Here is a 25,888-nt window from a genome sequence, read left to right on the forward strand (position 1 = left end):
CTTTCACTAATCAATCCTAACCCTTTCACGTAGCACAAGTGTTAACTTATAGATTATTTTGATAATAGTGGGGATTTTACGTGCTGAGATCAATGTTACGCAAACGTTTAAATTTTAATGTAATAGCACTTGTTAAAAACAAACCATTCTCAGTAACTCATGCTTCTTTGCCACAAACTTTCAGTTCAACAACAAAACACTCAACGACTGCACCCACTCGATCTGAAAATTAATCAAGGTGAGCGCTGGGTAGTCATTGGACGCAATGGTTCCGGAAAAACCACGTTATTAAAGGCACTGGTTAATTTACTTCCCTTCAAAGGCGAAGTCGTCATAAACCAATTGCCGCTAAGTAAGTTAACTTGCCAGCAAAGAGCCAAACAAATCAGTTACCTTCCACAACACAGTCAAGTGGATGGTCGTTTAACACTAAGAGAGTACATTCAACTAACCGCTTCCAATCAAGCCACTTCTAGCTTTTCACTTGACCAAATGAGCAAAGCACTAAAGATCAATACTTTCCTCGAACGAAGAATGGGACAGCTCTCAGGTGGCCAGAGGCAGCGAGCGTATATTGCACGATCTTTATGTCAGAACGCCGAGTTTCTGGTGTTAGATGAGCCTCTAAACCATCTAGATCCATGTGCTCAAGGGGAAGTTTTATCACTATTGAAAGAGCAAGAGAAAACACTGATTTGCTCACTGCATGATATTTCCCTTGCGGCCAAGTTCGCGACGCACATTGCGATTTTGGAACACGGCCAGGTAGTCGCGAAAGGAAAGGTAGAAGAACTACTGACTCACAATCAACTTAAGCCGATCTTTGAAGTAGATTTAATCAGCACGACCAATAAGCGCACACAGAAAACAAGCAAATTTTTCGATATTGAACTCGACCAAGGACAGGAGCTTTCATGAAAAAACTATCAGCATTAACTTTATTACTTACCGTGTCCGCACAAGCCCAAATTACGGTAGAAAACTGCGACTCTACACTTACCTTAGATAAAGCGCCGAAAACCTTAATCACTCACGATATCAATATGTCTGAGATGGCATTTTCTCTCGGGCTTGAAGAGAATATGATCGGAGTGACCGGTATTAGCGGGTACTACAAAACGACCCCTGAATTTAATCGCCTCCAGGGCAGCATTCCGGAGCTCGCACCGAAATATCCTTCTTTAGAGGTGTTAGTTAATGCCAACCCTGATGTTTTCTTTGCAGGATGGAATTACGGTATGCGGTTGGGCGGATCAGTCACGCCTGATTCTCTGAAAGAGTTTGGTATCAATACTCTGATTCTTAATGAGAGTTGCAGCCATATCCGTAAAGATAAGCAGCCAGCTAACATGGAACAGATGTTCGATGACGTGACACGCCTTGCGACTTTATTCGGTCAGCAAGACAGAGCTCAAACTCTTATCTCCACTTGGAGAGAGCAATTAATATTGATTCAACAGCAAACCCAGAATCAAACCCCGCTTAAAGTCTTTCTGTATGATTCAGGGGAAGAGAAACCATTCACAGCAGGAAAGTACGCGACAGTGAGCGCCATGATAGAAGCAGCGGGTGGCGCCAATGTAATGAACGATCTGGATATCAGCTGGGGAACCACATCATGGGAGTCAGTTGCGATGCATAACCCTGATATAATTATTCTTCTCGATTATCAAAATGGGACAGGCGCTAAAGGCATGCAAGCCTTTTTGGAACAGCACCCAGCGATGAAGCTGACCACAGCGGTAAAGACCACCCAATATCTTCCTCTGCGTTATGAGGAAATTACTCCCGGGCCAGCAAACATAGCTGCAATTGAAAAATTGGCACAGCGCATCCAAGAAATCCATGACAAGTCTTAGTACTAACCTGAACCGAACCGCACTGAACACCTGCGTATTCAGTTCTGTTTTTGCCCTCTTAGCGATGTTTTCTCTGAGTTTAGGCAGCGTTCAGCTATCTTTTGCACAAGTCGCTACGATTTTTTCAGCGGCGATGAGTCAACAGATCGACTCACCGATAGATCAAGTGGTACTGCACCTGCGCTTACCTAGAACAATCATCGCTATTATTTGCGGTGCTGGGTTAGGTATTGTTGGGGCGTTATTACAAACCGTGACAAAAAACGATCTTGCCGACCCTTTCATTTTTGGATTGTCATCCGGTGCCGCAACTGGAGCAGTCTTTGTGATTACAGTCATCGGCAGCGCTATCGGCATTTGGACACTTCCACTCGCCGCTTTTATCGGTGGAATAATCTCGGCTTCGGCAGTGCTATTTCTAGTCAGAAAAGTGGATGGGCAAGCGTCTTCTCAAATTGTTTTAGCCGGGTTGGCTATTTCATTTTTATTTACAGCCTTGACTAACTTCTTGGTCTTCCATGGTGATCAACGCGCTGCCCATTCGATTCTATTTTGGTCGCTAGGAGGCCTAGGAAACGCACGCTGGGACAATGTGCTAATTGTGCTTGCTGGACTTATCGCCTTGATAGCCCTAGGTATATTAAAACATCGCCAGTTAGATTGTTTACTTGCAGGAGACGACGTAGCACAAACCATGGGCGTAGACACAAAACGCCTGCAAAGCGGTGTCTTTATTGTCTGCGCTTTTGCAACGGCATGTTTTGTTTCTATCATCGGAGTTGTCGGATTTATTGGCTTGATGGTTCCTCATATCGCGAAGAAAATCATCGGCCCATTACACAAAAAATTACTCATCACTTCAGGGCTGATTGGGGCTTTGCTTATGCTATTAAGTGATATTTTGGCGAGAACCTTAGTTGCTCCTCAAGAACTGCCTCTTGGTGTTGTCACCACCGCGTTTGGCGCACTATTCATTGTTTCCATTTTGATGGAGAAAAGTAATGAAAGCTGAACGCTTCACCATCATTGCGATTCGTCATGGCGAAACCGAATGGAATCGAATAGGCAAAGCACAGAATCAACTGGATAGCCCTCTGACAATGAAAGGCAAACGACAGATGCATAACGTCGGTCGTTATCTTGCAACTCAAAAATCATTGACCCTCAATGCTATTTACACCAGTCAATTAGGCCGTGCTATTTCCAGTGCCAAAACCATCGCACGCTACCTGAAAGTGCCGGTCATTTCTCAAATGGAGCTCAGTGAGTTCGATTCAGAACAGCAACGAAGAACAATGGCGATTCAGTGGATCCAACGAGTTTCTCGTCACCACAACAATGAGAACCCTATTTTGCTGCTCGGACATGGTGACTGGATAAAAACATTAGCCAGTATAGGGACGTCAAAGCAAATCATAGAAACACCAAACAACGGAGAAATCCTCAGGATATATATCGAAGTATAACGTCACATCAGGGAATCAGGTGTAACTCCTGAACTGTACCCGCAGCTGTAAGCGATGAGCCCTTTACAAGCCACTGAGTCACACGACTTGGGAAGGAGTAAAGCGCAATGAGAACCTCAACATCGTAAGTCAGAATACCTGGACACACATGAATATCGAGCGGGAAAACTCAACACCATCCATACCTTGTCTAACAAGGGAACGCTCTGTATTCGTCAATACCTAAAACGTAAATGAAGAATACTGTGGTCACAAAAGTTAAACGATCCAAAAATAAGTCCGATCTCCGCAGTGGGTTTACCACCGGAGCGTGCGCAGCTGCAGCAAGCAGAGCGGCAGTTCAAACACTATTAACCGGACAAAAGCCTGACTATATCTCCATTACTCTACCTAATGGTGAGCCCGCTACGTTTAAGGTCGCGTTTATCCAAACATCCAACGATGCGGTGACCGCCAGCATTGTTAAAGATGCAGGGGACGATCCTGATTGTACCCACGAAGCCCATATTCAGAGTATTGCCCGCTGGCATTCAGAGCCCGGTTTTCACATCGATGGGGGTGTTGGCGTAGCTCGTGTGACTCTACCCGGATTAGAACTTCCCGTCGGTCAGGCGGCGATTAATCCCGTTCCTCGAAAAAACATTCTCGATATGGTGACTTTGGAATGGAACCAAGCGACCAGTCAACAGAAAAAACACGTCGGTATATCACTGGAAATTTGCGTCCCAGATGGAGAAGAGCGAGCCAAGGAAACCATTGGGCCAAGACTCGGTTTAATCGGTGGTATTTCCATTCTCGGGACACGCGGAACGGTAAAACCCTACTCCACTTCAGCGTTTTCAGCATCAGTGCGTCAATCGGTACAAATAGCGAAACAAAATGGCCAAAACCACTTGGTTCTCACGACAGGATCTCGAACCGAAAAATCAGCGATGGCCATGCTACCAAGTTATGACTCGATGTGTTTTATCCAAGCGGGTGATTTTGTTGGGGTCGGACTGCGCGCAGCAAAACGTTATCAAGTAAGCAAAATCACCGTCGTCGCCATGATAGGCAAACTCGGCAAGATGGTCGCTGGGCACATGATGACTCACGTATCCGGTAAAGCTATCGACTTTTCATTGCTGGCCGACTTCGCCATTCAATCGGGTGCATCGAGTGAGTTTACCGAAGCTGTTAGCCAAGCCAACACAGGCCGCCACGTACTCGACACATGGAAAGAAGCCCAATCGGGCAAAGAGATTCCCAATTACGACTTTCTTACCTTGCTCTGCAAACAAGCTGCAGAGCACGCTGCTGTGTATGTCAAACATCACGTCAGCATTGAATTCAAATTGATCGATTTCAACGGCGATCTATTAGCAGAACATCTCTGCTCAAAAGGAAGTGATACCAACACTCACTTTCATGATGAATAAGCATGAACAAGGAAAACTCCATGACTAACGATATGCGTCAAATGACCAAGCAAGGCCGTCAAATTGAAAGTGACTCCTTCTCTATCATCGATGAAGAAATAGAAACTCTCCATGGGGGACATAACTTCAATCAAGGTGAATGGAATGTGGTTCGTCGTGCCATTCATACTACGGGTGATTTTGAATACGCTAAATTATATCAATTCAGCGACAACGCGATTGAGTCTGCCATTACCGCTTTAAAAAATGGTGCCAACATCATTACCGATGTCAGCATGATCGTGACAGGTTTAAACCAAACTCGCCTCAACGCTTACGGCAATAAAGCACAGTGCTTCATTAGTCATCCAGACGTCATTAGCACGGCCAAAGAGACAGGAGAAACACGTGCTATTCACTCAATGCGTTATGCCCGCGATAACGGCCTACTCGACGGCTCTATCATAGGTGTAGGCAATGCGCCTACCGCATTACTTGAGCTATTGCGCATGATAGAAGCAGGCGAAGCAAAACCTGCATTGATCATTGGCATTCCTGTTGGTTTCGTAAAAGCAGATGAATCGAAGCAAGCATTAACTGAACAAAACACAGTGCCTTACATTGCCAGCCTAGGCCGTAAAGGTGGCAGCCCGTTAGTGGTATCGACTATTCACGCCCTACTTGCTGAGTCAGTAAAATGAACAATGTAAGTACTCACTCTCAGCTTATCGATTGCTATCAATCGGCTATCACGGTAGTCGGAGTACCCGAAGATGGGTGTTTAAGCCTAACCAGTCGAGCTGTTAATGCAGTTGAATCTGCACGCGTTGTTGCAGGTAACGACCGACTATTGGATTGGTTTCCCCAATTCAAAGGTCAACGCTTATCGATGCAAGAAGGCTATCTATCTTGGTTCGCTAAGTTGCTTGATGAATGCGAGGAAGGCGGCGTCGTCGTATTAGCTTCTGGCGACCCATTGTTCTTTGGCATCGGCGAATCGTTATTAAAAAAACTGCCTAATGATGAAGTACGCTTTATTCCCTCCCCTTGTTCAATGCAACTCGCTTGCAGCCGAGTCGGCATTGCATGGCAAGAAACCAAAGCAATTTCACTACATGGAAGAAAGCAGCATTACGATGGCATTAAAGGTATCGCAAGCCAAATGCAATGGGGAACTAGCTACTGCTTGCTAACCGATGTTCAAAACAACCCAGCTCGTATTGCGAAACACTTAGTCGAATTTAATCAACAAGGTTGGACGGCTTGGGTATGTGAGAACTTAGGTGGCACCGACGAAAAGATAAGCCAGTGGACTCTCGAAGACCTCGCACTAAAACGTTCCGACGACTTCTCTACGCTCAATGTAATGGTACTGCACCGACCGCTACCTCATGCGTGGGGTGAATTGGGCCAATACGCCAACGATGATGACTTCATGAAGCGCATGCCTAAGCGCGGCTTAATTACCAAACAGCCCGTTCGTCACTTAGCGTTAGCAAGTATGCGTATTCAGCCAAGATCTGTGGTGTGGGATATAGGCACAGGCTCAGGTTCTATTGCGATAGAAGCCGCTAAACAGTGCTATCAAGGACAAGTCTTCACCATTGAATCAAACCAAGAATGTTATGAGTCGGTCGAGGCTAACTTTAGAGCGCACGGTACCGACAACGTACAACTGATTCGAGATAAAGCCCCAATGCAGCTCGACACCTTGCCTCAGCCAGACAGTATTTTTATTGGTGGAAGCCGCGGCAACATGCACACCATTTTAGATTTCTGTTGGTCAGCAATAAAACCGGGAGGCGTCGTGATCGGTTCTGCAGTGACTGTCGATTCAGTTTGCGAACTTCATCAATGGAGTAAAGACAGCGATGCTCCGACACAGGTTCAACTGGTCTCTATATCAACAGGCGTACCACTCGCTCACTACACCCGTTATCAATCAGAAAATCCGATTCACTTATTTATTTTTACCAAGCCGTTTATTCAGAAATAAGCGCTTAATTTTTTAATTAAGCGCCACTCAACATATTAAATAAAAACAAAATTAGAGAAAGCACAGATGAAATTAGGAACTATGTACGCAATTGGTGTCGGCACTGGAGACCCAGAATTATTAACACTTAAAGCTCACCGACTACTTAGCACCGTCGACATTGTCGCGTTTCCAGAAAAAGACGCGGGCAGTAACCACTCTTTTGCTCAACAAATTGCAGCGGGTTCTGTTAGCCCTGAAAGCATGAAAGGCGAATACCTATTTTTGCATTTCCCAATGACGCGTGACCCAAGCATCAACGTTCCTGCATGGCGTAAAGCCGCCGTCACAATTGTTGAACTATTAAAACAAGGTAAAGACGTGGCATTTGCAACCGAAGGTGATCCATCGGTTTACAGCACATGGGCATACATCCAAGAAGAACTGACAGAGCTACTTCCTGAACTTGATCCGGTGATCATTCCGGGTATCACTTCAGTTACCGCTATTCCATCACAAACAAAAATTCCACTTGCTGACGGTCAGGAGCGTTTTTGTGTTGTACCTGCGACATGGGGTATCGAGTGTTTAGAAAAGCTAGTCGAAGATTTTGACACCATCATGTTAATCAAAGCAGGTCGCGTTATCCCTAAGCTGATCACTCAACTTGAGTCGATGAATATGTTGGATTGTGCAACCTACGTGTCGCATGCCACCACAGAGAAACAAGAGCTTTACTCTGACCTACGTGATGTACCGAATGAAAACCGTTACTTCTCTATGGTTCAGCTTTCTGTTCGCGCTCGTCGTGGCGTATTACGTGGCACCAATGAATCAAAGAAATGTGCCGTTCTTGATGGTGGTAAAGCTGATAGTGGTAAAGATGACATCGATAAAACTAATGGCGGTAAAGCGTAATGAAAATAGCCATTTATGCCATCACGCTACACGGAGCAAGGCAAGCCAAACGCTTAGCTAAAACGTTTCCGTTTGCTGATGTCTTTATTGCACCAGTTGGACAAGAAGAATACCCAGAAGCCGATGAGTTAACCCTGCCGCTTTCTGGTTTTCTTCCTCCTCAATTTAAGCAATATGATCACCATATCTGCTTTTTTGCTGCGGGTATTGTCAGCCGAATGATCGGCCCTTTGCTAGAAGACAAACGCACCGACCCCGGCGTGATCTGCATTGACGATCACGGCCAATTCGTGATCCCTATGCTATCTGGTCATCGCGGTGGCGCAAATGGGATCGCGTTACAAGTCTCACAAGCACTCAACGCGACTCCTGTAATCACCACCGCTTCTGACGCTGCCGGCAGTTTGTCGGTTGATATGCTCGGATCGCCATTTGGTTGGACACTTGATCCACAATGCGAACCCGCGATCACCGCCACCAGCGCAGCAGTTGTAAATGAAAAACGCATTCTAATAGTGCAGCACGCTGGCGAACAGAACTGGTGGCAGAACAAACGTTCCATGCCAAGACACATCATGACCCACCCAGCACTAAGCGATACAGACCTTTCTCAAATCAGTACTGATGATTGGGATGGTTTAGTTCTGATTTCAGATGAAGCACAACCAAAAGGTTACGCCGACTTAAAAAATAAAACCGTACTGTGGCGACCAAAATCGCTTGTGCTTGGAATAGGCTGTGACCGCAATACTCCTTTGCATGTATTGAAAGCAGGTATCGATGTTTTCCTGACTGAATATAACCTAGCAAAAGCCAGTGTTTCAGCTTTCGCCAGTATCGCTTTAAAAGCGGATGAAAAAGGTATTTTAGAACTCTCGTCTGAAAGCCAAATTCCTTTCCACACTTATTCAGCCGAGCAACTCGACGGCGTTGAAGGGATTGAAAACCCATCAGAATACGTAAAAAAAATTACGGGCGTATCATCGGTTTCTGAAGCAGCCGCGCTAAAGCACGGTCAGCGAGATCAACTATTGGTACCTAAGTGGAAGTTCAAACAAGACGGTTTCAACATGACTTTATCTTGTACTCGCATCGAATACGATGAACCCCTCGCCAAGAAGAAGTGGAAAAACTGGCTAGATGAAAACGTCAAAATCAACCTTCACGGTAATGAAGTGGTAGATGGTTTTCAGTGTAAGCCTAAGCATGTCGATTTAAACCGCCCGATGCTCTACCACCGCCATCACGTATTGCTATGTGAAGGTGGCCGCTGCGCGAAAGAAGGCAGTAAAAACCTTGCACACGATCTTAGACAGGTACTTAAAGCGCTCAATTTTTCCGACGGTGAACAGCGCATCAAGATAAGCCGTACACACTGTGCGGGCACCTGCAGAAACCGCGCTGCAATGGTGATTTACGAACGTTTACTAGAACATGAAACACCTGTTAACAACGGGCTTTGGATTCGAGGTATCGAAGAATTTACCGAGCAAGACTGGAAAGATTTGTTCACAAATCTAGTCGAGCGGAAATCATTAAAAGCTTATTTAGATCCTAAGTTTATCGCACCAATTGAAAATGCAGACGGCACCACTGAGCTTTAGAAACCGCTTAGTTTTAAGAACCACTGAACTTTAGGTATCACTGAGCTTTAGGAACATAGTAGGCCAAATACTTTGCAAGCTATGAACATGATATTTCAAAGCTCACTTTAACCTCATTACCAACATGAGATAACCCGTTTATCTTGTGATATAGATTTGATAAGGACAGCGACAATTATGAAACGACTTCGTCATTATAACCAAGGCACAGCCATTGTACTGAGCTGCTTTGGTAGCGTTGTAGAACAACAACGTTATGAAACTCTAGCAGAGCGCGTACGTCAAAGTTACCCAGATGTGCCAGTGCGTATCGCCACCAGCTCAAAGATGGTGATCAAGAAGCTGGCTCGTAAAGACACGCCATGTTTCAGCCTACCTCAGGTACTCGCCGATCTAGACACTCAAGGTTACGAACGCATTTTGATTGTTTCAGTGTACCTATTCCCTACCGATGAACATCGCTACATGACATCAATAGTTGATGGCTTCAAGCAATTCTCATTGGCGCGCATTGAACAAACACCAGCGATCATGCATCACAGCCAATTAACGACCAATTTGCTTTCGGCTCTCCATGATCGTTTTGCTCCACAAGATCATTTCAACGTGTTCGTTCACCACGGTGCGCCTATGCTAGATAACCCAGGTCACCAATCGATCCATTACTGTGATGATCTACTCGGCAAATTATCGCAACGCAACTTCACTTGCTCGCTCGAAGGCGCATGGCCATTTAAGTTAGTGAAAAATGAAATGGTTCGCCGCATTAAAGAGCAATATACAGGCCAAGGCCGACCGCTTCTTAATCTAGTTCCACTACTGCTTGTATCGGGTAACCACTTCATCAACGATCTTAAAGAAATTAAAGAGATGCTGGCAGAAGACGCTGACGTTCAAGTGGCAGAGCCAATCCAAGGTGACAAGTTCTGCATGCTCGATATGCCAGAACTGTTACAGATTATCGATAAGCAAATTAAAGAAGGCTTAATTCGTTTAGGTGCACCAGAGGAAGAGAAATAATCATGGCAAAACTAACACTGGTAGGCTTAGGGCCTGGCGCAATAGACCTAGTCACACCCGCAGCGCAACAAGCGGTAAAGAATGCAGATGTCGTTGCAGGCTACAAGCCGTATGTAGAATCAATCAGCACACTAATCGACACTCAAGAAGTCATTCAAAGTGGTATGACTCGCGAATGGGACCGCGCTCAAGCCGCAGTAGAAGAAGCAGCAAAAGGTCGAGAAGTCGTATTGGTATGTTCTGGGGATTCTGGCATGTACGCGATGGCGCCTTTAGTGCTTGAATTATTGGAGCAAAACGCAGAATTAAACGCACAAGTTGAACTGGATATTATTCCGGGCATCACCGCGGCTAACGCCTGTGCTTCTTTAGTTGGTGCACCTCTTGGTCACGATAGTTGTACCATTTCTCTGTCTGACTTATTAACGCCTTGGGAAGTGATTACCAAGCGGATTGAAGCCGCGGCAATGGCTGATTTTGCGATTACCTTCTACAACCCTCGCTCTAAAAAGCGAACTCAGCACATTGAAACTGCACGTGAAATCCTTTTGGAACATCGTGACCCAAATACTCCCGTTGCTATCGTGAATGCTGCGTATCGTGATGAGCAAAAAGTCACACTGACAACACTGGCTGAATTTACCAAAGTGGAATTTGGTATGAACGCCGCGGTCGTGATAGGTAACAGCAACAGCTACCGATTTGGTGATTGGATCGTAACACCGCGTGGCTACACCAATAAATATCAACTGAAAGACGGCAAGGTACTAGAAGGTCAAAAACGTGGCCATTCATTAAAAGTGGAACCTAAAACAGAATCAGTGACGGAAGAGGCAAACTAGTATGACGGTATTTTTTATCGGCGCAGGGCCGGGTGACCCAGATTTAATCACAGTGAAAGGCGCACGCTTAGTTGAAGAGTGCCCTGTGATTGTTTACGCAGGCAGTTTAGTGCCAAAAGCCGTCATCGATCGCGCTCACCCTGATGCACTGGTCTATAACTCCGCTGACATGGATCTTGATGATCTAACCAATGTGTACCTAACCGCACACGAAAAAGGTCAAAACGTTGCACGCGTTCAAACTGGCGATCTTTCGATTTACTCGTCTCTTGCAGAACAAACACGTCGCTTGAACGAACTTGGCATTGATTGGAAAGTGGTTCCGGGCGTGTCCTCTTTCCAAGCGAGTGCCGCAGCTCTTGGCCAAGAACTGACGCTACCTGAAAAGTGCCAGACCATTATTCTTAGCCGAGCATCAGGTCGAACGCCTGTTCCTGAAAAAGAGAATCTACGCGCCCTTGCCTCTCACGAAGCAACACTGTGTTTATTTCTTAGTGCAACATTGATTCGTAAAGTGGTTCGTGAATTATCGGATGTTTACCCGCAAGATTGGCCAGTGGCTGTCGTTGAAAAAGCCAGCCACCCTGAACAGCGAATATTCCGTGCTACATTAGGTACAATCGCCCAAATTATGCATGATGAAAATATACGTTCTACCGCGATGATAATCGTCAGTAAAGTGTTGGGCGATAATGACTTTATTGACTCTAAACTCTACGATCCGACCTTCTCACACGCTTGCCGAAAAGCACGTGTCGTTGAAGAGGGTGTCGCTGAAAGTGGAACATTGGAAGACGATAAGAGCGCAGACTAACCTCGCTCATTAGCTGTTGATTGGTTTATGCGTTTATTCATTTTCACTATCCAGTCAGCAGCATTATTTGGCAGATATGATGATCTTTTTTGATTTAAATTTTGGTTATTCAAGTTTAGCGATCGCGCTAATGATGATCGCAGCTTTGATGCTTGATCACTTACTAGGTGAGCCTAAACGATTTCACCCTTTGATCGGTTTTGGCTATGCGGTTGAGAAAATCGAGAAGCTGTTAAACCGAGCCACTAAATTCTCAGGTTTGATCGCATGGATAGCTGCGACTGTTCCATTGTGCTTACTCAGCTTTTGGCTACAACATACGCTAATAAGCATGGGGAACACATTAGGCTTTTGGCTATTTAATATCGTGGTTCTGTATATCGCGATAGGTCAACGTAGCCTGCTTGAGCACGCCCAGTGGATCCACCAGCCACTGAGCCAAGGTGATCTTGATTTAGCGCGAGAGAAAGTTGGTTGGATCGTTAGCCGTAATACTGAAACCATGGATCAACGCCAGATCACGTCATCGACGATTGAGTCGGTATTAGAGAATGGTAACGATGCGATCTTCGGCACTCTATTTTGGTTTGCACTGCTTGGGGCTCCAGGGGCATTACTGTTCCGATTAGTGAACACACTTGATGCGATGTGGGGCTACAAAAATGAACGCTGGCTAGAATTTGGCTATGTGGCAGCAAAAGTCGATGATGTGATGGGCTGGGCACCTGCGCGCTTAACCGCACTTAGCTACAGCCTTTTAGGCAACACTAAGTTGGCTCTGAAATGCTGGAAAGAACAAGCTAAACATTGCTCGAGTCCAAACGGTGGCCCCGTAATGACATCAGGTGCCGGCGCACTACAAATTATTATAGGTGGCGATACTTATTACCACGGAAAACTTGTGAAAAAGCGTCCGATGGGAAAAGGTAATATTGCGACTTTAGAAGATATTCCACGAGCCATATCTTTGGTCCAAAAAACCAGTGTGCTTTGGGCCATCGTAATGCTATTGCTTTCTCTTTTAACTCTTTGTCTATTTTGATTTCATGTCTATTTTAACTCTTTACTTTAAGTACGCTAATGACGATTAAACAACACTCAACCTCAAACGAACTTCCGCATCACGGTGGTAAGTTAATCGAGTTTTCATTGCGCTATCAAAGGCCAATCGAACAATGGGTCGACCTTTCAACTGGAGTAAGCCCGCACCACTACCCTATACCTGAAATCCCTGCATCGGTATGGAATCGGCTACCAGAAGACGATGATGGCTTAATCACAGCCGCGCAAACCTACTATCAAAGTGATGCCTTGTTACCCGTAGCTGGCAGTCAGGCAGCCATTCAATCGCTACCTCATATGATTGCAAAGACACAGCCAACATTGACGTACATCCTATTGCCTCATACGGGTTACAAAGAACATCGACATGCGTGGCAGCAGTACGCAGAACAAAGCATACAAGCCGTCATATTCGACTTTTACCTACACAAACCGACAATCGAACAGCTGAAAACGGCAGACGTGGTCGTAGTGATTAATCCCAATAATCCAACCGCACTGAATGTGCCACCAAGTGAAGTACTGACTTGGCTAGATCATATCCAAGATCATTCAACGCTCGTGATTGATGAAGCGTTTGTAGACTGTACTCCTGAGCTTTCAGTGTTACCAAGTTTCCCAACAGGAGTACCTGACAATCTAATAGTCCTGCGATCAGTGGGTAAATTTTTTGGGCTGGCAGGGATTCGCGCAGGCTTTTGTTTTGCCTCGCCATTGCGTTTAAATATTCTTAAACAACACCTTGGACCTTGGACACTCAGTGGCCCAACTCGCTATGTCACCACACATGCCTTACTCAACTCCAATTGGCAAAAGAAAAACCGCCAACGCCTACATGAAGAGGCTCAGCGTATGAACCAAATCTTACAACTACATTTTGGCCAAATGGCGGGCTCGGTAAAAATAACATCACAGATACTCTTTCACCGAGTTGAAATTTCAGATTCGGTATCATGGCACCATCAGCTCGCCAAGTTAGGGGTTTTTACTCGTCATTGTGATGAAAACGATGCACTTCGTTTCGGGTTACCCGCCAACGAATCACAATGGCAAGCGCTCACTCGCGCACTCGAACAACTCAAGGAATAATTATGTCTACAGCTTACTGTTCTGCCCTAGTGGTAGGCGCACCTTCTTCTGGAAGCGGAAAAACAACCGTGGTCGCCGCTCTAGCAAGAGCTTTGGTTCAACAAGGAAAGAAAGTTCGAGTATTCAAAACTGGGCCTGATTTTATTGATCCACAATTTCTATCTATTGCATCAGATACGCCCACTTACCAATTGGATTTGTGGATGTGTGGTGAAGCGGAATGCCAACACTTAATTTATCAAGCAGCCCTAGAAGCGGATGTGATTCTAATTGAAGGCGTAATGGGTATGTTTGATGGCAAATGCTCAAGTGCTGATATTGCCGCTAAATTTAACCTTCCGATGTTGGCTGTGGTAGATGCTGGCGCAATGGCACAAACCTTTGGAGCCATTGTAAATGGCTTATCGACATTCCGTGATGACGTGGATGTATTTGGTGTAGTTGCAAACCGCGTAGGTTCTGAACGTCACGCTGAAATGCTAAAAGAAAGCCTAAAACCTGAAACCGAATTTTGTGGTTGGTTACCAAAAGACATGGATTTGTCACTGCCAGAACGCCACTTAGGTTTAGTACAAGCACAAGAGTTAGATGACATAGAAGAGCGACTTAATCACGCAGCCAAGCTACTACTAGAACATGGTGATATCCCATTACCAACAGCACAAGCATTTGAAAAACCAAAGCAAGCACTACCAGCCAGACATGAATCATTGACTGGTCATACAATTGCAGTAGCTCGTGATAATAGCTTTGCTTTCTTGTATCAAGCCAACCTTGATTTGTTGATCGAATTGGGGGCAAAACTGTCATTTTTCTCACCGCTTGCACATGATGATTTACCAGTGTGTGACGCTTTGTATTTACCAGGAGGTTATCCTGAATTACATATGGATAAGCTAGCGCTCAATCATGCGTTGAAGCAGCAAATCATCACACACATTGAACAAGGAAAACCTTGCCTAGCCGAATGTGGTGGCATGCTATACCTCAACAAAGCATTGACTGATACAGAAAGCCAAACAGAAAACATGGTTGGCGCGTTAAATGCCAAAGCGACTATGCAGAAAAAGCTAGCCGCGCTAGGGATCCTAGAAGCTAATTTCAATGGTCAAATGCTGCGTGGTCATACTTTCCATTATTCAAAAACAGACAGTAAAGAAACCGTGCTAACTCAACCTGAATCTCAATATGGTAGGCCAACAGATCCTGTTTGGATAAAACAAAGCACCATCGCTTCTTATGCACATTGGTACTTCCCGTATAACCCTGATTTGGTAGCGAAAATATTCAAAGGAGCACTTTATTAAGCATCAACGAAAAAATACGCCTTGAACGCTTTGACTAAGAACAGCCTGTCAAAAGTTGATATTTGCCGCTTCACGGTCAATAGTTAAAATAATGTTAACGAACAAATCAAGATCAGACTTTGTTTCGTGAACTATTTAGCTGATGCGCGCTTACATCAAAGACGTCGCCAAGTCGGGCATCGAGTTTCGTTCGCTGCAATTTAACTGCAGCGCAGGTAGAAAACCGATCAAGGAGGATCTATGCCTCGTACATTGAATACACAAGACTTCGACGATAAACAAAAAGAAATCAAAGACTCAGAATACGCTCGTACAATACCATGTAATCAGGTGAGCATTTCAGCGCCCTTTCATTGGTTGTCGCTTGCTCTGCACGACTTAGTGAGAATGCCATTAATCAGCGCATTTTACGGTTTGTGCTTTATGGGTGCGGCCATCGCCATTGTTCAACTTGTCCAATGGCAAGGAACACATTTAGTCGTTATGCCAAGCTTGATTGTGTACATGCTAATAGGGCCGTTTCTTGCCCTAGGCTTATATGACGCAGCCTGGGAAAGAGAAAAGGGGCACAACGCTAGCCTACTGCACTCGATGAAAGCCATCACACGCAACTCAACTCACCAATGGGCGTTTGCGATTGTATTAATGGTTGCGATGATATTCTGGATGCGTATCGCTGCATTATTGCACGCACTTTACCCTTCAGTACAAGGGGCACCATTGACCGAATTTGCTCCCTTCTTAATTACAGGGTCTGTAATTGGTTTTGTTATCGCTAGCCTGATATTTAGTATCTCAGCATTTTCAATTCCACTAATGATGGAGAGACGAGTAGATGTAATGAGTGCGATTTTTACTAGCTTCAACGCTGTTAAATCAAACATCCCTGCGATGGTCGTTTGGGCGGGTATCATTGGAACTGGTATCTTAGTCGGCTTCGCGACCTATGGTGTGGGTATGATTGTAACGATGCCATTACTTGGTTACGGAACATGGCATGCTTACCACGAAGTCATCAAAAAGAAACATCACGTTTAAATCGTTTCACGATCGATGAGCAATGTTATGATGAGGCCTTAGCTTAAACGCTGAGGCTTTTTTTGGAGTTAACAACGCTTGTCTTACACCCCACAACAACATCGAGTAAATAAAAAATTGGGCGAATGCCTAGCTATTGCTAATCAACATTTTTCTCGTGAATTTTCATGCCCAGCCGTCACTTACAAGTTAAGAGGAAAGGCTGCGGGAAAAGCCTACCTCCAGTTAAACGAGATAAAACTCAACCAGGTGCTATTCAGCGAAAATGAAGACGCCTTTATTAACGAAGTCGTGCCTCATGAACTCGCGCATCTGATCACATATCAGGTCTTCGGACGAGTTAGGCCTCACGGCAATGAGTGGAAATACGTAATGGAAAAGGTATTCAATGTACCGGCCAGAACCACCCACAGCTTGGAAATCACCTCAGTGCAGGGAAAAACCTTTGAGTACCGCTGTGATTGCACCACTTACCCCCTGTCGATAAGACGACACAACAAAGTCATCCGCAACCAATCAACTTATCGTTGCCAACAATGCCAACAAACCTTAGCTTTTACCGGCCTTCAATTGAGCTAAGTCTTGAGCTCATAAGATAACGCGAATAAATGTAATAGAGTGAACTAACATTTGAGTGCTAGACTGTTGTTTATCATACTTTCATCAGTCTTTTTCTATGCAAAAAACCTCTCCAAAAGTATTTGGCCTATCGGTGTCCTTTTACCTATCAATAGTATTTGGCCTACTGGTAACCCAAAGCGTTTTCGCCGCTCCACCAAGTTCGTTCTCCAAAGCTAAAAAAGAAGCGGTGAAGATTTATCTCGATCACCCGACTTCATTTTATTGTGGTTGTGACATCACTTGGAAAGACAAAAAGAAAGGTATCCCCGACCTCGACGGCTGTGGTTATCAAGTGAGAAAACAGCAAAAGCGCGCTTCCCGAATTGAGTGGGAACACGTGGTTCCAGCTTGGCAATTCGGCCACCAGCGTCAGTGCTGGCAAGATGGCGGACGTAAGAACTGCACTCGCAATGACAAAATATTCAAATCGATGGAAGCCGACCTTCATAATCTAACTCCGGCAATTGGCGAGGTTAACGGTGATCGATCCAATTACAATTTCAGTCAGTGGAATGGAATGGATGGCGTGAGTTACGGTCAGTGTGAAATGCAGGTCAACTTTAAACAGCGTAAGGTTATGCCGCCAGACAGAGCAAAAGGTTCTATCGCGCGTACTTATCTTTATATGAGCCAAGAGTATGGCTTCAAACTATCTAAGCAGCAGACTAACCTGATGATGGCGTGGAACAAGCAATTCCCTGTCGATAAGTGGGAATGTACGCGTGATGAGCGAATCTATGCGATCCAAGGTAATCACAACCCGTTTGTTTTTCCTGCTTGTAAATAACACGACTCAGGCAACCAACATCTCCAATTGCCTCCATCTCAAACAAGAGTTTCAGAATTGCCCCTGAAACTCTTGCGCTACCCTTGTTTTTTCAACTAAAAGCATCCATGTTAGGCAGAGACAAAATACCCAAATGAACATATTTATAGGTTTACCAGCATGAGAATCCCTCGCATCCATCACCCAGAACGCATTCATCAGTTAGGTTCACTCGCTTTAGACGAAGATGCCGCGGGTCATGTTGGTCGAGTCCTTCGTATGAAAGAAGGTCAAGATGTTCTTCTATTTGATGGCAGTGGCGCTGAATTCCCTGCGACAATTGCTGAAGTATCAAAAAAGAACGTCACCGTTAATGTTACTGAGCGTATCGAACGTAGCAGCGAATCTCCGTTAGACTTACATTTAGGCCAAGTGATTTCACGTGGCGACAAAATGGAGTTCACGATTCAGAAATCGGTTGAGCTTGGTGTAAACACCATTACCCCTCTGATTTCAGAGCGCTGTGGCGTTAAGCTTGATACTAAACGCTTCGAGAAAAAACTCGCGCAGTGGCAAAAGATTGCTATCGCAGCATGTGAACAGTCTGGCCGCAATACGGTTCCTGTTATCCGCCCAATCATGCAGCTTGAAGAGTGGTGCAGCGAACCGAGTGAAGCGTTGAAGCTAAACTTGCATCCTCGTGCAAAATACTCAATTAATACCCTTCCAGAACCCATCAGTAAGGTACGCCTATTGATCGGTCCTGAAGGCGGACTGTCCGCTGAAGAAATCGGTATGACAGAACAATACAAATTTGAAGAGACGCTACTCGGTCCACGTGTACTTCGTACCGAAACTGCTGCTCTAACCGCAATTACTGCCTTACAAGTCCGTTTTGGCGATCTAGGCTAGGAGAAAGAAATGATCAAACTTGGCATCGTAATGGATCCAATTTCATCCATTAACATCAAAAAAGACTCTAGCTTTGCCATGATGCTTGAAGCTCAGCGTCGTGGTTACGAAATCCATTACATGGAAATGGATGATCTACATTTAGATCAAGGCGTAGCCATTGCTGACACTAAGATTGTTGAACTAAAAGAAGATCCAAACGGTTGGTACGAGTTCAAATCAGAACAGACTATCGCGCTATCCGATTTAGATGCGGTACTGATGCGTAAAGATCCTCCGTTTGATACTGAGTACATCTACGCGACTTACATTCTTGAGCGTGCTGAAGAGAACGGCGCACTGATCGTAAACAAGCCACAAAGCTTACGTGACTGTAACGAGAAGTTGTTCACGGCATGGTTCCCTGAACTCACACCAACCACCATCGTGACTCGTAAAGCTGAAAAAATTAAAGCGTTCCGCGAGAAGCACGGTGACGTGATTCTAAAACCACTTGATGGCATGGGTGGCGCGTCAATCTTCCGTGTGAAGGAAGGCGATCCTAACGTTTCGGTAATCATTGAGACCTTGACCAACCACGGTCAAAACTACGCAATGGCACAAACCTTTGTTCCAGACATCAGCAATGGTGATAAGCGTATTCTTGTGGTTGACGGTGAACCAATGCCTTACTGCCTAGCGCGTATTCCGGCGAAAGGGGAAACTCGAGGTAACCTAGCTGCTGGCGGTACAGGTGAAGCTCGTCCGCTGAGTGAAACAGACTGGGCTATCGCAAGAGCAGTTGCACCAGCATTAAAAGAGAAAGGTTTAATCTTTGTAGGACTTGATGTTATCGGTGACAAGCTGACTGAAATCAACGTGACAAGCCCTACTTGTATCCGTGAAATTGAAGCTGCTTTTGATATTTCGGTAACGGGCAAATTAATGGATGCAATCGAGTGTCGCGTTAACGCTAAATAGCCTAAACTAAAGAAAGCCTTAGCTATTCGAAACACAGAAATATCTAGGCAAAGAACAATGAGCGGCTTTACGCCGCTCTTTTTCCTTTACTGGGAACACACTGGCAGGAGGCTCTATGAATTTAACGAACCACTTTCTGGTCGCTATGCCCGGAATGAAAGACCCATACTTTCAAAATTCGGTGATCTATCTTTGTGAGCACAATGACGAAGGTGCGATGGGTTTGATGATCAACGCTCCTATCGATGTCACTGTTGGCAGTATGCTTAAGCAAGTTGAGGTTGATTCTGAACAGCCGAAACCCAACCAAGCAAGCCTTGATAAGCCAGTACTTAATGGTGGGCCAGTTGCAGAAGATCGTGGGTTTATTTTGCATAAACCCAAAGGCAGTTATCAATCCAGCATCAACATGACGGATCAAATCTCAGTAACAACATCAAAAGATATTCTAATGGTGTTAGGGACAGAAGATGAACCGATGAATTATCTAGTCGCTCTTGGTTATGCAGGGTGGGAACCTGGGCAACTGGAAACCGAACTGACCGAGAACTCATGGTTAACCGTAGAAGCCGATCCAAAGGTCATCTTCGATACGCCAATTTCAGATCGCTGGAAAGTCGCCGTGCAGATGTTAGGCATTAATGCGGCTCAGCTTTCAGCAGACGCTGGTCACGCCTAGCCCGACTCAGCTCAATAAAATAAACACTCTCAAACACAGATTAATTTGGAAGCCCCATGTCACGAACAATTATGGCATTTGACTACGGTACAAAAAGTATCGGCAGTGCGATAGGACAAGAAATCACGGGCACCGCAAGCCCTCTAAAAGCTTTTAAAGCCAAAGATGGCATCCCTAACTGGGACGATATCGAGAAGCAAATTAAGGAATGGCAGCCAAATCTTATCGTGGTTGGCCTTCCGACCGACCTTCATGGTAAAGATCTAGCAGCTATTACACCCAGAGCGAAGAAATTCGCTAACCGTCTTAAAGGACGCTTTGGTGTGGATGTTGAACTACATGATGAAAGACTTTCTACGACAGAAGCAAGGGCCGACCTTTTTGAAATGGGCGGCTATAAAGCGCTAAGTAAAGGTAACGTCGATAATCAATCAGCCGTTGTAATTCTAGAGAGCTGGTTTGAAGCACAATATAGCTAAGTTATTTATTTAACAAACTCGAGCAAGCTTATGATCCCTTGCCATTTTAACTGCGTAATGAAGGAGCGATAAAGGAAAAGAACTTGGGAGTTCATATGAAAATTTTTCTAGCAATATTCATAGCGTTATCTATAACGGCATGCAGCTCAATGGGAAGCGGTTCCGCGGGTTACGACGGTCAACAGTACCCGTCAAAAATCAAATTAGAAAAGGAGCGCGGTTACTCATATGATAATCATCGCTCCAACATGCACTCATCTAACATGCATTAAGTTATAAACGAATAAAACCCGCCACAGAAGCGGGTTTTGTTTTTATCAACAAAGCCGTGACTTAGCCCATATCAATCTTCACGCCAGCCAACGCACCAGTTCCGTAGTCATCATCGCCACGTTTGGTCTTGAGCATTAAACGCAAGTCATTGGCAGAATCTGCACTATGGAATGCATCATCCTCGCTAATCTTGTCCGCAAGCACTAAATCATACAAAGCTTGGTCAAAAGTCTGCATACCAATCTCTTTCGATTTGGCCATGGTCGCTTTTAACTCATGCAACTCACCACGACGAATCAAGTCAGATATACGAGGGCTATTCAGCAGAATTTCGAAGACACCATGACGACCATTGCCATTTTTATCGCGTATTAACTGCTGAGCGACCACACCACGAAGATTCATCGACAGATCAAACAGGAACTGTTCTTTCTGCTCTTTCGGCACCAAGTGAAGAATACGCTCTAGCGCCTGGTTAGCGTTATTGGCATGCAGGGTTGCCATACACAAGTGACCCGTTTCAGCAAAGGTCATCGCGTATTCCATGGTTTCACGACTACGGATTTCGCCAATCAAAATCATATCAGGGGCTTGGCGTAACGAGTTTTTAAGCGCGACTTCATAGCTTTCGGTGTCGAGTCCAACCTCACGTTGAGTCACGATGCACTTTTTATGTTCGTGTACGAATTCAATCGGGTCTTCAACCGTCAAGATATGACCTGAACGATTGGTATTGCGATAGCCTGTCATCGCAGCCATCGAGGTCGATTTACCAGAGCCAGTCGCACCAACCACCAGCACCAGTCCGCGCTTTGCAATTGACAGGTCTTGTAGTACGTCAGGAAGCTTTAATTGCTCAAAGGTTGGGATGTTAGTCTCGATGCGACGAATTACCGCTCCTGGTAGCTCTCGCTGAAAGAACGCACTAACACGAAAACGACCAAAATCACGCACGATAGCAAAATTAGCCTCACGCGTTTGCTTGTATTCATCGCGTCGATCTTGATCCATCATTGCATCAAGTAACTGAGATACTTGATCAGCATTCAACTTCTCTCCCTGAGGTCGCAGTTCACCATCCACACGAAATAGGATTGGCGCATCGACAGTGATGTAAAGATCCGACGCCTTTTGAGAGAGCATCCCTTCAAGAATTTGATTCAATTCCATTTTGTTCACCTTGATTAAAACATTGAGGTTTCAATTTCGATCTTTTTCTCGACCTCTTCCGAGTCAACCAAGCCTTGTGCCATCAGCTGTTTCGCGTTTTGCTCCATGGTCTGCATACCATGTGCCGCGCCCGTTTGAATAATCGAGTACATCTGCGCGACTTTATCTTCACGAATCAAGTTTCGGATTGCAGGTGTCGCCATCATGATTTCGTGACAAGCGACACGACCACCACCGACACGCTTTAGTAACTTCTGGGCAATCACCGAACGTAACGATTCAGACAGCATCGAACGAACCATATCTTTGTCGCTACCCGGGAATACATCGATAATACGGTCTACGGTTTTTGCTGCAGAGCTAGTATGCAAAGTACCAAAAACTAAGTGACCAGTTTCAGCTGCGGTTAGCGCTAAGCTGATCGTCTCTTGGTCACGAAGCTCACCTACAAGAATTACGTCCGGGTCTTCACGCAACGCACTGCGCAGCGCAGCTTTAAAGCTGTGCGTATCACGGTGAACTTCACGCTGGTTGACTAGGCATTTATTGTTGGTGTGAACGAATTCAATTGGGTCTTCAATGGTCAAAATGTGTTTGTTGTGATTACGGTTTACATAATCAACCATCGCCGCCAAAGTTGTCGATTTACCAGAACCCGTAGGGCCCGTCACCAGCACTAAGCCTTTTTCATAATTGGCAATTTTTTCAAAAATATCAGGTGCGCCCAACTGCTCTAACGTTGGGATTTCTACAGGGATGGTTCGAAAGACCGCTGCGCACCCACGAGCTTGGTTAAACGCATTAACACGGAATCGACCAACATTGGGTAATTCAAAAGAGAAGTCTACTTCCAATTTCTCCTCAAACTCACCGCGCTGTGAGTCGTCCATGATCTCAAAAACTAAACGATGCACATCAGCATGACTCAAAGCTGGGATTCCAAGCTTCCTTACTTCACCATCTATACGTACCATTGGAGATACACCCGCGGAAAGATGTAGATCTGACGCGTTATGCTTTACACTAAAATCTAGTAACTCAGTGATATCCATTTATTTTCCCTTAAGTAAAGTCAGCTATGAGTAGTATTCAACAAAATATCGAACAAATCACCTCACAGATTCGTAGTGCTGAACAAAAGTGCGGACGAGCTCCAGACTCCGTGCAACTTTTAGCCGTCAGTAAAACTAAACCTATTGATGCGATTCTAGAAGCCGCACTCGGAGGTCAAGTTGCCTTTGGTGAAAACTATGTTCAAGAAGGTGTCGATAAAGTAAAACACTTTTCAGAACAACATTCTAACCTAAATTTAGAATGGCATTTTATTGGCCCAATCCAATCTAATAAAACTCGCCCTATTGCAGAAAGCTTCCAATGGGTGCATTCCGTTGATCGCGATAAGATCGCACAAAGGCTTCATGATCAGCGACCAAACGAGCTTCCACCTCTACAAGTGCTCATTCAAGTGAACACCAGTGGTGAAGATTCAAAATCAGGAACGTCAGAAGAGACAGTTTTTGCGCTCGCAGAGTTGATTTCGTCGCTCCCTAACCTCACTTTAAGAGGGTTGATGTCGATTCCCGCAAACGTATCTGACTATCAATCTCAGCTTAAGGCATTTTCTCAACTGGCAGAGCTTCAACAAAAGCTCGCAGCAAAGTATCCAGACATCGATACCCTTTCAATGGGTATGAGTGGTGATATGGATGCAGCCGTTGAGGCTGGTAGCACAATGGTTCGTATTGGAACGGCCATCTTTGGTGCTCGTGATTACGCGAATAACCGTAGTAAGTAACCAACGATAAGTACAAGTATTGATACCGCTTCGCTTGAACCGCGCAGCGACACGCTCAGGATTTTATATATGGAACATAAGAACATCGCCTTTATTGGGGCGGGAAACATGGTTCGCTCAATTGTAGCGGGCTTAGTCGCGAGTGGTTACCCAGCGCAAAAGATTACTGCTACAGCACCTTCAGACACCAGAAGGCTGCCGCTAGAGCAAGAGTACAGCATCAATACCACCAGCGATAATATTACCGCAGCAGAGCAAGCAGACGTTGTTGTGCTATCGGTGAAGCCACAAATGATGGCTGATGTATGTAAACCCTTACAAGATATCGATTTCAGCAACAAACTGGTTATCTCAATTGCAGCGGGTATTAATGCGAATCGACTCAATGAGATGTTAAACTGCCAGCTGAACCTTGTTCGTGTGATGCCAAACACGCCATCGCTGCTTGGTAAAGGGATGAGCGGTCTTTATGCCGATTCAACGGTCAACCAAAATGATAAAGACTTTGCTTCTCAGCTGATGCAAGCTGTAGGTGAAGTTAGCTGGGTTGAGCAAGAGTCTGGGATTAATAACATCATTGCGGCGGCGGGCAGTGCTCCGGCTTACTTCTTCCTATTTATGGAAGCGATGCAAGCCGAAGCAATCAACCAAGGCTTCGACCAGGAAACCGCTCGTAAATTAGTGCAGCAGTCGGCATTAGGTGCGGCAGAGATGGTGGTTGCAAATCCAGACACAGAATTATCTACACTGCGTGAACAAGTGACTTCAAAAGGCGGCACAACCGCAGAAGCACTGCGCACGTTTAACGACCATCAACTTTCAGATATCGTAGCAAAAGCCATGCAAGCGGCGGTTGCTCGATCTGAAGAGATGGAAAAACTGTTTTAATACTAATGACAGTAAAAAAGCATTTTGTCGCTCGGGTTATATCTAAGCGGCAAGTAAATCCGAAAAAGGAAACAATATGAACTCGATGAGCTTTCTGATCTCGACCGTTTTTGATCTTTACATCATGGTTGTGATCTTGCGTATCTGGCTACAAGCATCACGTGCAGATTTCTACAACCCATTCTCACAATTTATCGTAAAAGCGACACAACCGGTTGTTGCACCACTACGCCGAGTAATTCCATCAATCGGCAGCCTTGATCTTGCGACGGTTGTTTTCGCTTATGTGCTATGTGTACTTAAGTTCGTCGCTCTAAATCTGATTATCTCTGGCGGTGCGGCTGTATTTGACATCAGCTTCCTGATATTTGGAGCGCTATCTCTGCTCAAAGCGGCTGGTGGTTTGATCTTCTGGGTTCTGCTAATCCGTGCAATCCTGAGCTGGGTTAGCCAAGGCCGTAGCCCAATTGAATACGTGTTCCATCAACTGACTGAACCAATGCTGGCTCCAATTCGTCGTATTCTTCCAGCAATGGGCGGTTTTGATTTAAGCGTACTGGTACTGTTTATTGTTCTGCAATTCGCGAACTTCTTAATGGGTGACCTAATTGGCCCGATTTGGTATCAGCTATAATTCAAGTACGAACATCAGGTACTTTAACGATGCCAAAAGCGGTTTGGGCCGAGGAAGACGATATTCTTCTTAGGCTCTATATCCAACCCAAAGCAAGCCGAGATAAAATTGTCGGCTTACACGGCGAGGAACTGAAAATTGCCATTACTGCACCACCGGTTGATGGCAAAGCCAATGCTCACTTAGCGAAATACCTTGCGAAACAATTTAAGGTCGCTAAAGGGCAAATTACGATAGAAAAGGGAGAGCTAGGTAGGCACAAGCAAGTTCGAATATACTCGCCAAGCCAAATCCCAACTGAAGTCAAAGCCATCCTATGA

Annotated in this window: 28 protein-coding genes and 1 riboswitch; of the genes, 26 read left to right on the plus strand and 2 right to left on the minus strand. The window is 45.2% G+C overall.

Translation table 11 applies throughout. The features are described from left to right. Positions 1-159 precede the first annotated feature (159 nt). The 22 genes from ACED25_RS10540 to ruvX all read left to right on the plus strand — a co-directional run bounded on the left by ACED25_RS10540 (position 160) and on the right by ruvX (position 20,808). Positions 160-918 (plus strand): ABC transporter ATP-binding protein, encoded by a 759-nt coding sequence (locus ACED25_RS10540; protein WP_371695230.1) that lies wholly within the window; start codon positions 160-162, stop codon positions 916-918. Next, entirely contained in the window at positions 915-1,859 is a 945-nt protein-coding gene (locus ACED25_RS10545) for an ABC transporter substrate-binding protein (RefSeq protein ID WP_371695232.1), read from the plus strand. The genes ACED25_RS10540 and ACED25_RS10545 overlap by 4 nt, the downstream gene beginning before the upstream one ends. Further along, positions 1,846-2,871 (plus strand): iron ABC transporter permease, encoded by a 1,026-nt coding sequence (locus ACED25_RS10550; protein WP_050546540.1) that lies wholly within the window; start codon positions 1,846-1,848, stop codon positions 2,869-2,871. The genes ACED25_RS10545 and ACED25_RS10550 overlap by 14 nt, the downstream gene beginning before the upstream one ends. Beyond that, positions 2,861-3,325, plus strand: coding sequence for a phosphoglycerate mutase family protein (locus tag ACED25_RS10555; protein ID WP_371695233.1), 465 nt, complete (start codon positions 2,861-2,863; stop codon positions 3,323-3,325). Before ACED25_RS10550 ends, ACED25_RS10555 begins: the two co-directional genes overlap by 11 nt. Next, positions 3,295-3,486: riboswitch (cobalamin riboswitch) on the plus strand. It overlaps the preceding gene by 31 nt. Positions 3,487-3,558: 72 nt before the next feature. Next, positions 3,559-4,743, plus strand: coding sequence for a cobalt-precorrin-5B (C(1))-methyltransferase (locus ACED25_RS10560; protein WP_371695234.1), 1,185 nt, complete (start codon positions 3,559-3,561; stop codon positions 4,741-4,743). A 20-nt stretch (positions 4,744-4,763) separates the two neighbouring features. Further along, positions 4,764-5,423: a precorrin-8X methylmutase gene (locus ACED25_RS10565; protein ID WP_009847682.1), complete on the plus strand. Its 660-nt coding sequence runs from the start codon at positions 4,764-4,766 to the stop codon at positions 5,421-5,423. After that, positions 5,420-6,718, plus strand: a complete 1,299-nt coding sequence (gene cbiE / locus ACED25_RS10570) for a precorrin-6y C5,15-methyltransferase (decarboxylating) subunit CbiE (protein WP_371695236.1) — start codon at positions 5,420-5,422, stop codon at positions 6,716-6,718. Before ACED25_RS10565 ends, cbiE begins: the two co-directional genes overlap by 4 nt. A 66-nt stretch (positions 6,719-6,784) precedes the next feature. Next, the gene (cobI, locus tag ACED25_RS10575; RefSeq protein WP_017103285.1) at positions 6,785-7,615 is read left to right on the plus strand and encodes a precorrin-2 C(20)-methyltransferase; all 831 of its coding nucleotides are present in this window, start codon (positions 6,785-6,787) and stop codon (positions 7,613-7,615) included. Further along, entirely contained in the window at positions 7,615-9,219 is a 1,605-nt protein-coding gene (locus tag ACED25_RS10580) for a cobalamin biosynthesis protein (protein ID WP_371695237.1), read from the plus strand. Before cobI ends, ACED25_RS10580 begins: the two co-directional genes overlap by 1 nt. 177 nt (positions 9,220-9,396) lie before the next feature. Then, positions 9,397-10,239, plus strand: a complete 843-nt coding sequence (locus tag ACED25_RS10585; protein ID WP_017103287.1) for a sirohydrochlorin cobaltochelatase — start codon at positions 9,397-9,399, stop codon at positions 10,237-10,239. A gap of 2 nt (positions 10,240-10,241) precedes the next feature. After that, complete coding sequence (gene cobJ, locus ACED25_RS10590) at positions 10,242-11,081, plus strand: precorrin-3B C(17)-methyltransferase (protein ID WP_009847687.1); 840 nt, start codon at positions 10,242-10,244, stop codon at positions 11,079-11,081. Position 11,082: 1 nt separating this feature from the next. After that, positions 11,083-11,895, plus strand: coding sequence for a precorrin-4 C(11)-methyltransferase (gene cobM / locus ACED25_RS10595; protein ID WP_065679485.1), 813 nt, complete (start codon positions 11,083-11,085; stop codon positions 11,893-11,895). A gap of 76 nt (positions 11,896-11,971) precedes the next feature. Then, the gene (gene cbiB, locus ACED25_RS10600; RefSeq protein ID WP_371695247.1) at positions 11,972-12,937 is read left to right on the plus strand and encodes an adenosylcobinamide-phosphate synthase CbiB; all 966 of its coding nucleotides are present in this window, start codon (positions 11,972-11,974) and stop codon (positions 12,935-12,937) included. A 38-nt stretch (positions 12,938-12,975) separates the two neighbouring features. Further along, positions 12,976-14,046 (plus strand): threonine-phosphate decarboxylase, encoded by a 1,071-nt coding sequence (locus tag ACED25_RS10605; RefSeq protein WP_017097269.1) that lies wholly within the window; start codon positions 12,976-12,978, stop codon positions 14,044-14,046. A 2-nt stretch (positions 14,047-14,048) separates the two neighbouring features. Then, positions 14,049-15,353: a cobyrinate a,c-diamide synthase gene (locus tag ACED25_RS10610; RefSeq protein ID WP_009847691.1), complete on the plus strand. Its 1,305-nt coding sequence runs from the start codon at positions 14,049-14,051 to the stop codon at positions 15,351-15,353. A 240-nt stretch (positions 15,354-15,593) separates the two neighbouring features. Continuing rightward, positions 15,594-16,391, plus strand: a complete 798-nt coding sequence (locus tag ACED25_RS10615; RefSeq protein WP_009847692.1) for a DUF2189 domain-containing protein — start codon at positions 15,594-15,596, stop codon at positions 16,389-16,391. A gap of 78 nt (positions 16,392-16,469) precedes the next feature. Then, the gene (locus ACED25_RS10620) at positions 16,470-16,970 is read left to right on the plus strand and encodes a SprT family zinc-dependent metalloprotease (protein ID WP_009847693.1); all 501 of its coding nucleotides are present in this window, start codon (positions 16,470-16,472) and stop codon (positions 16,968-16,970) included. 97 nt (positions 16,971-17,067) lie between these two features. Next, positions 17,068-17,799 (plus strand): endonuclease, encoded by a 732-nt coding sequence (locus tag ACED25_RS10625; protein WP_371695239.1) that lies wholly within the window; start codon positions 17,068-17,070, stop codon positions 17,797-17,799. A 159-nt stretch (positions 17,800-17,958) separates the two neighbouring features. Beyond that, positions 17,959-18,690, plus strand: coding sequence for a 16S rRNA (uracil(1498)-N(3))-methyltransferase (gene rsmE, locus ACED25_RS10630; RefSeq protein WP_017091302.1), 732 nt, complete (start codon positions 17,959-17,961; stop codon positions 18,688-18,690). 9 nt (positions 18,691-18,699) lie between these two features. Further along, complete coding sequence (gshB, locus tag ACED25_RS10635; protein ID WP_371695240.1) at positions 18,700-19,650, plus strand: glutathione synthase; 951 nt, start codon at positions 18,700-18,702, stop codon at positions 19,648-19,650. A gap of 115 nt (positions 19,651-19,765) precedes the next feature. Next, entirely contained in the window at positions 19,766-20,329 is a 564-nt protein-coding gene (locus ACED25_RS10640) for a YqgE/AlgH family protein (RefSeq protein ID WP_016791041.1), read from the plus strand. 56 nt (positions 20,330-20,385) lie between these two features. Beyond that, positions 20,386-20,808 carry a Holliday junction resolvase RuvX gene (ruvX, locus tag ACED25_RS10645; protein WP_004735480.1) on the plus strand — a complete coding sequence of 141 codons (423 nt, stop codon included), beginning with the start codon at positions 20,386-20,388 and terminating at the stop codon, positions 20,806-20,808. A 333-nt stretch (positions 20,809-21,141) separates the two neighbouring features. Here the strand turns inward: ruvX and ACED25_RS10650 are convergent, their stop codons facing one another. Further along, the gene (locus tag ACED25_RS10650; protein ID WP_371695242.1) at positions 21,142-22,251 is read right to left on the minus strand and encodes a PilT/PilU family type 4a pilus ATPase; all 1,110 of its coding nucleotides are present in this window, start codon (positions 22,249-22,251) and stop codon (positions 21,142-21,144) included. A 14-nt stretch (positions 22,252-22,265) separates the two neighbouring features. Then, positions 22,266-23,303, minus strand: a complete 1,038-nt coding sequence (locus tag ACED25_RS10655; protein ID WP_012604833.1) for a type IV pilus twitching motility protein PilT — start codon at positions 23,301-23,303, stop codon at positions 22,266-22,268. 26 nt (positions 23,304-23,329) lie between these two features. Between ACED25_RS10655 and ACED25_RS10660 the strand changes: the two genes are divergently transcribed. From ACED25_RS10660 to yggU, 4 genes are all read left to right on the plus strand, one after another. After that, complete coding sequence (locus ACED25_RS10660) at positions 23,330-24,046, plus strand: YggS family pyridoxal phosphate-dependent enzyme (RefSeq protein WP_012604834.1); 717 nt, start codon at positions 23,330-23,332, stop codon at positions 24,044-24,046. 69 nt (positions 24,047-24,115) lie between these two features. Beyond that, complete coding sequence (proC, locus tag ACED25_RS10665; RefSeq protein WP_371695243.1) at positions 24,116-24,934, plus strand: pyrroline-5-carboxylate reductase; 819 nt, start codon at positions 24,116-24,118, stop codon at positions 24,932-24,934. A gap of 76 nt (positions 24,935-25,010) precedes the next feature. Beyond that, the gene (locus ACED25_RS10670; RefSeq protein ID WP_012604836.1) at positions 25,011-25,568 is read left to right on the plus strand and encodes a YggT family protein; all 558 of its coding nucleotides are present in this window, start codon (positions 25,011-25,013) and stop codon (positions 25,566-25,568) included. Positions 25,569-25,597: 29 nt separating this feature from the next. After that, on the plus strand, positions 25,598-25,888 hold the full coding sequence (gene yggU / locus ACED25_RS10675; protein ID WP_371695244.1) for a DUF167 family protein YggU: 291 nt from the start codon (positions 25,598-25,600) through the stop codon (positions 25,886-25,888).

This window comes from Vibrio sp. 1F263 (genome assembly GCF_041439035.1).
GTDB classification, from domain to species: domain Bacteria; phylum Pseudomonadota; class Gammaproteobacteria; order Enterobacterales; family Vibrionaceae; genus Vibrio; species Vibrio tasmaniensis_A.